Annotated in this window: 9 protein-coding genes; 2 read left to right on the top strand and 7 right to left on the bottom strand. The window is 51.1% G+C overall.

Going from position 1 to position 11946, the window contains the following annotated elements; all coding sequences use genetic code 11:
• Window positions 1–472: 472 nt before the first annotated feature.
• The 3 genes from P8N76_24580 to P8N76_24570 form a co-directional block, all read right to left on the bottom strand.
• Entirely contained in the window at window positions 473–910 is a 438-nt protein-coding gene (locus P8N76_24580; protein MDG2384869.1) for an EamA family transporter, read from the bottom strand.
• 293 nt (window positions 911–1203) lie between these two features.
• Window positions 1204–2343 (bottom strand): sialate O-acetylesterase, encoded by a 1140-nt coding sequence (locus P8N76_24575; GenBank protein ID MDG2384868.1) that lies wholly within the window; start codon window positions 2341–2343, stop codon window positions 1204–1206.
• A gap of 75 nt (window positions 2344–2418) precedes the next feature.
• Window positions 2419–5715: a CotH kinase family protein gene (locus tag P8N76_24570; GenBank protein ID MDG2384867.1), complete on the bottom strand. Its 3297-nt coding sequence runs from the start codon at window positions 5713–5715 to the stop codon at window positions 2419–2421.
• A gap of 557 nt (window positions 5716–6272) precedes the next feature.
• On the opposite strand from P8N76_24570, the gene P8N76_24565 reads away from it, so the two are divergent.
• The gene (locus P8N76_24565) at window positions 6273–6695 is read left to right on the top strand and encodes a PGPGW domain-containing protein (protein MDG2384866.1); all 423 of its coding nucleotides are present in this window, start codon (window positions 6273–6275) and stop codon (window positions 6693–6695) included.
• A gap of 54 nt (window positions 6696–6749) precedes the next feature.
• On the opposite strand, the gene P8N76_24560 is transcribed toward P8N76_24565, so the two are convergent.
• The 3 genes from P8N76_24560 to P8N76_24550 all read right to left on the bottom strand — a co-directional run bounded on the left by P8N76_24560 (window position 6750) and on the right by P8N76_24550 (window position 9979).
• The gene (locus tag P8N76_24560; protein MDG2384865.1) at window positions 6750–7883 is read right to left on the bottom strand and encodes an aminotransferase class V-fold PLP-dependent enzyme; all 1134 of its coding nucleotides are present in this window, start codon (window positions 7881–7883) and stop codon (window positions 6750–6752) included.
• Between the two features lie 213 nt (window positions 7884–8096).
• A complete protein-coding gene (locus P8N76_24555; protein ID MDG2384864.1) occupies window positions 8097–8993 on the bottom strand; it encodes a hypothetical protein in 897 nt (298 codons plus the stop codon).
• A gap of 206 nt (window positions 8994–9199) precedes the next feature.
• Complete coding sequence (locus tag P8N76_24550) at window positions 9200–9979, bottom strand: AraC family transcriptional regulator (protein MDG2384863.1); 780 nt, start codon at window positions 9977–9979, stop codon at window positions 9200–9202.
• A gap of 183 nt (window positions 9980–10162) precedes the next feature.
• On the opposite strand from P8N76_24550, the gene P8N76_24545 reads away from it, so the two are divergent.
• Window positions 10163–11191: a cobalamin-independent methionine synthase II family protein gene (locus P8N76_24545; GenBank protein ID MDG2384862.1), complete on the top strand. Its 1029-nt coding sequence runs from the start codon at window positions 10163–10165 to the stop codon at window positions 11189–11191.
• A 55-nt stretch (window positions 11192–11246) separates the two neighbouring features.
• Here the strand turns inward: P8N76_24545 and P8N76_24540 are convergent, their stop codons facing one another.
• Entirely contained in the window at window positions 11247–11648 is a 402-nt protein-coding gene (locus tag P8N76_24540) for a DUF2809 domain-containing protein (GenBank protein ID MDG2384861.1), read from the bottom strand.
• Window positions 11649–11946 lie beyond the last annotated feature (298 nt).

Below are 11946 nucleotides of genomic sequence, written 5' to 3'. Positions count from 1 at the left end.
GCCTCGCAACAATTGCAAGCATCCATGAAATCAGACATTGCTAATCGGACGTTGGACCCGCAATTCCAAGCTCACGACCTAAAACCCCACACACTGCGCACCAGATTCTATCGCGGGCACGCTTTTTCACGTCAGGTATCGTGTGAAGAGATTATTGATTCCGATTAGTATCGATTGCAAACTTAATCTGACGACGCATGAATTCAGATTCGCTAAGCTCTATTATCGAGTTGGCATGGCTGAACAGAGATTGTAAAGAAGACAATGCGCTGCTCACTGGCGATTCAGTTCGTTTTAATCCGGACTGCATCAGAAATGAATGATCTTTTCGCTGTCCAAGCCTCGAATCGATGCCTGCACAGCTTGGTCATTCAACCGGGCAATCATCCCCGGTCTCTGACCACTCAGAAACTTCCTGTCTTCTCTCCGACCAGGACGAAATCCTTTTCCGTTATTGATTTCCGATACGTCATCAATGATTTTTAAACAGCGTAACCAAGGCCGCCCCGGCAATGCACAAACCGATTCCCAAGAGCTGAGTTAGTTTGAGGCGTTCATCTAAAAACAGGTAACCCAACAATGAGCCGACCACGGGAGTCAGGCAAAAGGCGATGGTCAGCACGATCGAAAGCTGGCCCGTTTTAAGTGCCGAATAGAGGCAGATGATTCCAAGACATCCCGTAATCAGACCGCCACCAATTGCAATAAGCAAGATGGGTTTCATTCCGACCGTTTTCGTCTGCCCCCAAAATGGATAGGAGATCACCAACAGAAGTAGCACCGACGTGCTGGTCCGAATTGTCGTGCCCATGACAGGTGCGAAATTCCCTAGCTGCACTCCGCGTTTTTCGAGTAACGAACCTATCGCCCAACAGAACGCCGTCAGGACCGCCCAGAATTCAGGTCTCATTGTTTCCCCTCGTTGTGAAGGCTGATAACAGGCTGATCATCATCAGCTTCTCATTCTTTTGCCCACTTCAGGCACAGAAGAACGACACCAACGGTTCTCTGCTTGATTTAGGTACACCCCGATCAAACGGTTCCCAAAATGCCGAATCGCCTAGCTGGCTTTTACAAACGTTTTAACCGTGCGGCGACCGTGTCGCACGGTTGAAATTCACCAGAATCGGCAAGTACCCACGACACAACAATATCCTCTGGCACACCCGCTTGCCAAATCATGACACCTGTTTTTGCAAGTTCTCAATCGGGGTGCTGAAATGCATTGGCAAATGCCTGCCCGATTAAAGCATAAGTGGCAGCCGAACCGTTGTAGTGGCAAGACCAGTGGCCTCCCCGCGACCAGTATTCGTCGTTTAGCCGTTTTGTCGGCAAGACATTCTCATCCGTATCCTCAATCCGCAGTCGCTGTTTTTCGTCCCAGTAGGCATCCGCTTGTAATCGCAGCTCTTGTAACCGAGCATCCCAAAACTGAGCTGTCGGTACAAAGCTAACATTCCTGAGCTTCGGGTCCATCACCACAGCACGCTGGGCTTGACGAAATCGGACCATCGCAACGGCCTCCTCATCCTCCGGATTCTTCGCTCGATTGTTCATTTCCAGACCGCCAACGCCAAGTTCCCCAATCACAATCGGCAGCCGAGGAGCCGCCAAATCTCTGCGAAGGTCGCGAAACATTGCCGCTAAATTGTGTGGATACCTTTCGATCAAACCTAGCCCCACACGACGTCCATCCAACTGCAGGTGCCATTCAGAAAAGTCATTCCAACCTTGCAACCAGACCATCCCCACAAGATCATATCCCTGCCCCTGATATCTCGGCACCACCTCTTCCAACTCCCCCAAACACTGCCGGATATCGCTGACCATCTGCTGGTAGAATTTGCCCGGCTGGAGCCAATTGTCACGTTTCAGAATACGGCGTTCGTCCCAAGTCATCTTGCCCGCACTGGGCGAACGAAAATCACACCAAACACTCTTGCCTCCCCAGGCGGTCTTAATCAACAACACCTGCTGTTGATAACGTTGCCCCATCAAGGTTCCAAACATGAGTTCCGGTCCGATGGACTGCCCAGGCAACGCACCCCATTCAACACTCAACGGGCCATGAAAACGTTGATTCGCATTTTTTTTCCAGCACACCGTCACATCATCGCGGACGGCCCATGTGCCGTCTTTGCGTTTCAGTTCCTTCAGCAGGTGGCCAAAGGTCTGATCCCGCCCCAAATATTCAAGGCTAGGAAGCATCCCATAGCCTTCCATGTTGGACTGCCCAGCAAGAATGAAGACCTTGATAGGATCATCACTCGCGTGAGTCGATACGGGGTTTACCAAGGCCAGTGTCAGGCTTAACAAAAAGATCACGCTTCCGAAGTACGCCATCTATAATCCTCTTCCTTCGAATCCCTGATTGCGGAGTCGACGAATCCATGAAATAAATGACACCAGGAGAGACTGTTATCGGGTGAATTCTACCGGGACGCCGTTCGGCGCTACGAATCCGGCTTGCAAGAATGCGACAACCAAGTCCGAGCTATCAAATTCACCATCGCAGTTCCAATCACCCGTCGCCCAACCTGCATTGCCCGGCAAATCATCCTCATAAAGCCCTGCTTGAAACACAGCGACCAGATCACTGGAATCGAATAGCCCGTCCAAGTTGGCATCACCAAAGTTAGTCCCTAGACGTTGCCGCACGTAGAATTCCAAGTCGTAGAATTCCAACTCCCCGTCATCGGTAAAATCGAATCGCTGGTCTCCGTCGTGAATTGCAGCACAAAACAGATCAATATCGGCGGCGGTAATTTGCCCATCTCCATTCAGATCATCAGAAATAGTCGGCGGCACTTCGAACTCAGCAACCACACGACCACTCCACTCACCCTCATGTCTTGTCCGAGCAATCACGGTCGTTGGCGCATCAATGACAATGGGCGGCGAAATCACCGCGACGCCGTCCACGACAGGACGTATCAATAAATCCCCGCCCGTCCTTGATCGATTCAAACCCTGAAGCACTAAATAATTGGTCCCCAACTTAAGTGCCGTATTATCAATCGCAAAGGATTCGAATTGATTACTACGTGCACGATGCGAACGATCTGCCCGTACGTCAATGGGTACCGGCTGACCAACAACGCCCGGAACATTGCTCCGCGCGACTTCGATACCGTTCAAGTAGGCAACGAAACCATCGTCATACTGCATCTGCAACATCAGACCTTCGACACGGGCAAGCTGATCGGCACTCACTTCGAACGGTATTCGCACGTAGACAGAGGGAGTCTTGAAAACCCCCAGGTCGGTCCCAATCATTTCATCATAGGTACCACGGTCATCAAAACCGATTCCTGTGGGACCTGCAATCCATGTTTCGCCCGCGGCACCTTCAACGAAATCCGATGCAATCCAATTAGCACCAATCAATTCATCAATTGCCACATCAGGCACCAAAGAATGGGCCATTGCAGAGGCGGGCAACAGCGATACTAACTCGGTTCCAATCGCACGAGCATTTGCCGCAACATCCCCATTTTCGGTACGTGGATCGGTACCGTCGAAAGTATAGTAAACGGTTCCTTGTTCCGAACGCATCTTCAGCTCAAATCCAGCGGGAACCTGCCCCCCCTGCTGATTCAAGATCGGTGCGGGCACGAATAACTGATCAATTGCCGCCGCGCGTTCCCCAAGCCATTTCCGCATGCGACTCAATCGAACGGACCAATTTCTGACACCATCCCTTACAGCAGCTTGGTCACCAATTTTGACGTGAAATTGGTCGATTACAGTTGCCATGTTCGCATCACTGAGCACAGTGCGTCGTAGATCCTGCCAGCGTTCGGTGTATCGCATGACAAAATTTGGATCCTCAAACATACGCCCATACCAAAGTCGGTCGGTTCGCCGCATCAATTCAGCCGACGGCGTACCCGTATAGCTACCGAGATCCGCATCCCAAATCGGTCCAAACCTAAGTTTCCCACCGCCACTCGGATCGGGATTGTAGACCCACATGGAGATCAATAAACCGTCACCGTTGTGCGAGATATCGTTGAGAATAAAGTAGTCAATAAAATTATCAACGTCGATGTATTTGGGATACCCGTGCACTGGGTCATTCCATGTCACACCATCCGCTCGACCAAATAACACGGCCTCCATCTCATCGAACCAAGCGGCAATCGCATCCCTCTGACCAGGATTGATTGTTAGTCCACTGGGATCATCGTAGTTGATGTAAGCGTTTTGCTGCCGAGGGATATCATCTCCGCGACTGGAACCGCTGGACAAATCCCGTCGCGTTTGCAACGTACCATCCGGTCCTGACGTATGAAAATTCCTGGGTCGCGTTCCATCCAAAGCAATCGGATCAAGACGATTGATGTCTAATATCCAACCGCCACTCGAAGCGTCGCTGGCAAACTCATTGAAGTCGATCCGATCTTTTGTGCGTTTTACTTTTTCAGTAATCACGTATAACCCAACATGATCATCCATCGTGAGTTCCCCACCGTTCGTATTCACGAAGGTCTCCACGTACCGAACGTCGGGGGCCCACTGTCCCATCTGATTGCTGATTTCGAACAAGAAGGAATTATCAATCAAGGTTTCGTCATACTGAGGATTGGGCGCGTACAACACCCAATCAGAGTCAGCCGCGATTCCCAGCGGTGAGATGTCGACATCCACGTCCGCACCGTCGCTCCAGGCTTCCAAGGACAAGCCAGGCTCTGCAAATGACGATGAGAACGCGCCTCGCACCCGAATTCCAATCCGAGAAGAGAGGTCGGCGTTGGTTTCCAACCTCACATTGGCGTTCTCCGTTTCGAATAGCATCAAATTTGCGGCTTGACGAGGCAATTGTCGGATACCGGTATTCGTTTGATTCCAACCCGTGTTCGGTAGGTCACCCGCTCCAAAGTTATCAATTACCATGACGGGCAATTCCGACGAATAGGCAGCGACTTCGGCATCCATTTTGACAAAGCTTTTCGTTGTCGTTGGCCCCAGAATGCGTCCCACTTCCAGCACACGAGCGCGGATTTGAAGCGATTGACGGATCTCAATCGGTCCACTGTATTTCGCAGACGCAGCATTCGGAAGGGAACCATCAAGCGTGTATCGAATCGTTCCCGTTTCGCTGGACGATGACAATTCAACGCGGATTGATTCTGCAAAAACTCCGCTTTCCGCCGAGGCCACAACGCGGCTTTCCGTGACACCCGCGTATCCAAGCCCGTTTGCCGCACCTGGCGTCGGCGGTGAAAAGAAACCAACTCCATCAAAACCGGGCATCGCCAAACCAGAGGAAATGTCAGCAGACTGTTGGGCAAACTCAAACTGCTGAACAATGGTCCCATCCGGACGAATAAACGCCAAAGACTCACCCTTGGATGCCAGCTTGAAGTTTGTATGAATGGAGCCAGCCTGATCAATTACGTCATCCGCCGAAGCAAACAGAATCAAGTATTCCTTCGGTTCAATCCGAACGGAAGGGAAACGCCAACGGTCCAACACTTCCAAGTCATCGGTCAAGAACCAGCCCGACAGGTCGGCCGCTTCATTACCTGCATTGAAGATTTCGATCCAATCCGAAGAGCGACCATTACCGTCGTCTAAAGATTGTCGATTGCTTGCCATCCATTCCGTAATCATCGGATCTGCTACCAACAATGAGCGAGTTTCCAAACACTGAAAACCATAGCGCCGTCGGTGACGTTTCCGAGAAACTTCCGTGAACAAATTCCAAAACATGTCAGCCTCAGCGATTACTTCCGTCGATCCTCACAACGACGCTCAACGCGAATCAACAAGCGTCGCAAACGAGCCTGACATCATAGCATTAACCAACAGGCTGCGGTCACTTATCCTGGACAGACATCGAAATCACTGGCCGCGGGCGCTGCCCATGCAAGGAAGTCACATTGTTGCGTTCCGTAGTCGTTACAAGGACGCTAATCACCGTGATTTCTCAAAAAGACTAATCGGGGCGAAGCCAGCAGAACACATTCACCTTCGAATCCAAGAGTTCAAACCAACAAACAGTGCACCTCCTTGCTGGAGTACAGGCTTGTTCTCGCCGCAACACAATCCGTTGCATTTCTTTGTGTAGCAAAGGGTGACGTTTCATTTCCTTACTCCCTGCAATTGCATTACCCAAACAAAACAGATGGAATCAACCGAAGCAAATCGGTTGTCATCGCCGGACTGAATCCCGGCCCGAGCGGTTGGCGTTAGCGAACTTAACGGATACTCTTGTAGGCAACAACTTCAAGTTTGGTCGGCGGAATTTGAATTGACGGTAAGCACACATGAATGACTGGATTCAGTGGATACAATCTCATCAAACCGAACTCGGAGCATTAGCGACCGTTTCCGTGCTGATGTTCGTCGCAAGCCTGGTGTTGATCCCGATCATCGTGGCTCGGATTCCGAACGACTACTTCGCCCAATCACGACGCCCTAATTCCGTGGGGTCGAATCAACCGTTTCCAATGCGCGCCCTGCTAATCGTCGCCAAAAACATGGTCGGATTGATACTCCTCGGGATGGGCATTGCGATGCTCATCCTGCCGGGCCAAGGACTCCTATCCATTTTCCTCGGAATCATGCTCATGGATTTTCCCGGGAAATTCCGACTGGAGCGTTGGCTCGTCAGTCGGCGACCAATCTTGCGTTCCATCAATTGGCTACGTCGGCGCAGCCACCGCGCGGAGCTGACCCTCGAAGAGTGAACCTTGCCCCGACTGATTACGGACGATTGCTCGGTCCGCAGCAACTTCCCGCCACTAAATCAGCTTCTCTAAAGCCTTGAGCAATTGCTGCACATCAGCAAGCGTGTTATAGGCTGCGATCGAAACCCGCACAAACACTCGATCCTTCCATCGAATGATCGGCACCTCGATTTTCATCTCAAACAACTGGCGTTTGAGTCGGTCAGGGTCATCCAGTTTCTGAGTCACCTCGATCAATGCCATTTGTTGAAAAAATTCGTTGGAATGCACTCTGGCAAGCCCAGGGGTCTGACTCGCAATGTCGACCGCCTGAATTGCCAGTTGATGACAACGCTGCCGAACTGAGTTCCATGAGTTTTGCCGTTGAAACTCAATCGCTTTTGGCACGGTCAAATAAGCGGATGGGTCGTTTGTACCCAACCACTCGTGGTAGTCAGCGAAATCGTTTCCGCTGTTGACCGTTCGTTGTTCCGTCCCCCAGCCCCATCCGACAATCAACGGTTCGATTTGCGGCTGTATTTCTCGACGAGCATACAGAAATGCAGCTCCTTTGGGAGCGGACAACCACTTATGACACGTGCCCGTATAAAAATCGGCACCGACTTCTTTAAGATCGATATCGATTTGACCAGGAGCGTGCGCGCCGTCGATCACGGTTATGATCCGTCGTTCGCGAGCTCGTCGACAAATCTCAGCAACGGGAATCGTTAGCGCCGTAGGCGACGTGATGTGACTCAGAAAAACAACTCTCGTCTGATCAGTGATCCCCTCCCAAAATTGGTCAACGATTTCTTCATTTGATGCGACAGGCAACACGATCGACTGCTCGACAATCGAAAAACCCCGCTTCTGCGACATGAATCGCCACGCGTTATGACAGGCTCCGTATTCCTGATCAGAAACCAACACTTCGTCACCCGGATCAAGCTGCAGCGAACGGGCGATTTCGTTGACTGCGTAAGTGGGATTAGAAACAAACACAAGTTCATCGTGGTCAGCACCCACAAAATCAGCTAATGCCCCGCGAGCCGCTGTTAAAAGCGGCTGCAATTCCTGCTGCATGAATCGAACAGGCTGAGATTCGAGTTGAAGCTGAATACGCTGGTATTCTTGATGCACTTTTTGAGGACAAGCGCCGAACGATCCGTGGTTAAGAAACACAAAGTCTGACTCGAGCAGGAATTCCATCGTATTCTCGTCTATCCTATTTCGCCATGCTTCAATGAAGAGATCAATCGGGAATGATTTAAAACTGGAGGATTCGTTTGGTAAAAGAATCATTCACCCATGGTTTGACCCTAGGCCGCTGACATTCTGAAGAACTCCATTAATTTCCCAAAGCAGCGGTGCGAGTGGACATTACACCGAAATAGGGAAAAGGTTCCGCACCGAAAACTCAAATCAACGACGCTCCGAAACATTTTTTTTCGCTGTGCTGAGTTGAATGCAGCGCATCGCTCCGTCGGTTCCACCAACCATCAGACTTGGGTCCGTTGGGTGAATGGCAACCGCACATGCCCAACCGTCGATGGCGGCAAGACCACCTGTCACCATCACGTTTTCTGGATGAATCACGCGAATGCGTCCGTCCACGCAAGCAGCCACAATCCGAGAACCATCCTTGAACCAAACAATATCAAGTCGCTCGGCAGTCAATCGAATGGAGCGCATCATACGACCGATCGTGGGTTGCCAAAAGCGAATCGTGCGGTCCGCGGCGGCCAAATGTTGGTTCAGGCTACAAACCAATGCAGCCGTCGAACAATCCCAGACGCGCACCGATTGATCGGTGCCGGCACTCAAAAGTGTCTTTCCATCCTTCAAGAGACACAAGGCTGACACACCTTGGGAGTGCCCCGAGTAACGTCGTTGGAAATCTACATTCTGGGTATTCAGCATGAGAATATCACGATCAAGACTTGCGGCCAGCAGACGCGAGTTGTCTTTCCAAACAACGGACGTAACCGAATCTGATTGAGGGTCAAAGCTTGTTTCCAGTTCGCCCGAGGGCCAAGCAAGAATTTCGACATTGCCACTCTCTGCCGGTTGTCCCCCGCCGACAGGCAATCGATTCCCATCGGGTGAAAAACAAAGGCGATGCAGATTTGCTAAGGAAGTGTTGATCGTCTTTTCCCGGCGCAAGCTGGGCCAATCGAGGATTTGCAACCCCGATTGACTCGCCGCCACGACCGACTCACCGTTGGGGCTGAAGACCAAGGCGGTAATGGGGGGAGTCGCGGCCGAGACTGTGCTACCAAGCAGGAGCAAGATGAAAAACCCAGATTTAAAACCGATCATTTTGCCTTTTCTAATCCCACTTTCCACCCAATTCATTCGGTGGCCGCCGACATCTGTTCTTCCAGTATCCGTCACTATCTCCTCCACGGCCAGGGCTTCCGCCAGCCTCATCGATTCGCCCTGTCACGAATCATAACAAAAGCAAAAGCGTACTACTTCGATCACAACTAGCTTAACAACCCAAAGATCTCGATCGACGAAAAATATCAGTCCTTGGCTCGAACAAATTGCCGCCGATAGGCGGCCGGTGTGATACCCGTGACCTCGCGAAATCGCTTCGTCAAATGGCTTTGGTCGACATATCCCACGTTGGCAGCAATCTGGGCAAGCGAACGCGAAGTCGTGGTGAGCAGCTTCTGTGCTGCTTGAACGCGAATACTACGCAGATATTGCATCGGCGTCATTCGAAGCAGTTTGCGAAAGCGCCGGTTGAAGTGCGTCGATGAAAGGCCCGTCAATGCTGCCATTTCCGACATGGAGACAGAACTCTCATAATTCCTTTCGATAAACCTTGCCGCAGGTAAAATTTCACACAGATACTGCTCTAATTCGTCCTGTTGTTCAATTCGGTACATGGCACCGATCAAACCGACAACCCGTTGCCCTCCATTAACCCGTTGCCCTCCATTAAACAGTGGAGTCTTATTCGATACATACCAGCGTGGCGTTCGACGACGATGAAGGACCAACCAGATCTGTCCGACCAATGGCTGTCGACTCGACATGACGCGATCGTCCTCAGCCACATAGGCTTTGGCAAGTAGCGGAGGGTGCAAATCATAATCGGATTTGCCAATTGCCTCAGATTCATGACTAAGACCATGGTTTTCCAGAAACAGTCGATTCACTTTGATGTAGCGACTGTCTTGATCCTTGAGGAAAAAATAGGTCTGTGGAAGAGCATCGAAGAGTCGTATCAACGATTCAGCTAACGGTTGCTGCCGGAAGAAATCATGCTGTATTTTTTCATACGTAGCTTTGAGCATGGTCAAAATGTACCACCCATGCGGCTCTCTGTCCAAGACGATCACGCGGCACTTCAGTAGCCTAATTGAGTCATTTCGGGATGAGACGTTGCCATTTTAAAAAACAGCAACCTGCTTCCAATGCGGCAGCCGGATGCAAGTCGCTTTCCAACAGCAAAAGTTACCAAGAGTGAAAACAGCATTATGATGACTCAGTCCATACCGAATTCTCCCCGAATTCTCACCACAACAGTAGGTTCGTACCCAATCCCCGATTGGCTCCTACTGGCACCGAGTCAGCAAGCGGTGATAGACGCCACCCGAGTGATCTTTGACACCCAGCGGCAGCTTGGCATCGACCTGCCAACGGACGGTGAATTGTACCGTTTCGATCACAATCATCCTGACACCAACGGCATGATCGATTACTTCACAGGCAAGTTAGGTGGAACGAGCACAGCCGTGGGGAGATCGGACACGTTGAAGTTTCAACAAAAGCAGGAAATGGCATTTCGAGCCAAACCCGCCGCTGTAGTCAGTGGTGCTCTCGACGAGGGTTCACTGAATCTTCACGACGACTGTTCTCGCGCAGCAGAGGTGGCTGGAGGCCCCTTTAAGTTCACCGTCACTAGTCCCTATATGCTATCCCGCACGCTGCTCGACAATCATTACCACGATTTCGAGCAACTGACGATGGCCATCGCCGAGATCCTTGCGGTGCAGGTATCTCAACTACCGTGCGCGTGTCTCCAAGTGGACGAAGCGAATATCCCGGGCAATCCCAACGATGGGCCACTTGCTTCTGCCGCTATCAATACAATTCTTGATGCTGTTGATGAGCATGTGGAAACAGCTGTTCACTTTTGTTTTGGCAACTACGGTGGACAAACGATTCAATCGGGCAGCTGGCAACAACTGCTGGATTTCCTCAACAACTTGCGATGCGACCATTTGGTACTCGAGTTAGCCCATCGCCCCGACAATGATCTCGAAGCGCTCGCACAGATCGATAAGCGAATCGCAATTGGGTTGGGAGTGGTCGATATCAAAATCAATCAGATTGAGACGGCCGATGAAATCTGCCGCCGCATTGAGGATGCAGAAAAAGTGCTCGGCGAAAACAGGGTGAGATGGATTCACCCCGATTGCGGATTCTGGATGCTGAAACGTTCCGTGGCCGATCGCAAACTTGCTGCGCTTACAGCAGGCCGCAACAGATATCTTGGCCTATGATGAGTTCGGATCGTTGTCTCGAACCCAATCTTCCACTTCCAATCAATTCGTTCGATCAACGACTTGAGCGATCCAGGGGCGGAGATCCGATCGCTTTGGACCACGCCCATCGATCGGCAAGCATTCCGACAATAACGCCTGCTGCGTAGCAGACAAAGTCAGTCCAGAGAACACCAAAACCAAGCACGAGCCCGCCAAGGGTCGTGCGACGCAATGAATCGATCCACGGCGCATGGTAAAACTGACTCAACTCAATCGCATAGGCAAAAGTGATCGCGATCAAACCACGCTGGAACGTTGAACGATTTGGAATAAAAACACCTATCCCCAGAAACACCATCAGCGCCCACAGCGCGTCGCCAACGTACAAGCCGAATAAATCAGGTAGGATTTCGTTATAGCGACGGAGACTCAGCCCCAGCGCTACTACGGACAACGCGACTGCAAGGTAGATCAAGCGTCTCGTCCAAATCCCCACAAGCACCAGCCCCTTCGACGTCGGAATAAAGCATTCTCGAAGTGCAGAGCCAAGACCCGATCAGCTCTGGAACATTCGTCATTTACGGATCGGTTTTCCGTTGCTGAATTCCGCAACCGTTCGCAGTAACGACCCGCACAGATTGATTCGAAAAAGTTCAGATTAGATTGCTTTGAAACTCTTTCGACTCTGAACTGGCCGATCCACGCAGCTGAATTAACACATCGAAGAAAACCTCGGAAAACTAATCCGACGGTAGGGGTGGTTTCTGATAATC

The organism is Pirellulaceae bacterium (assembly GCA_029243025.1).
GTDB lineage: Bacteria > Planctomycetota > Planctomycetia > Pirellulales > Pirellulaceae.
Note: the sequence above shows the minus strand (reverse complement) of the source record. Positions and strands in the feature narration are given on the sequence as shown.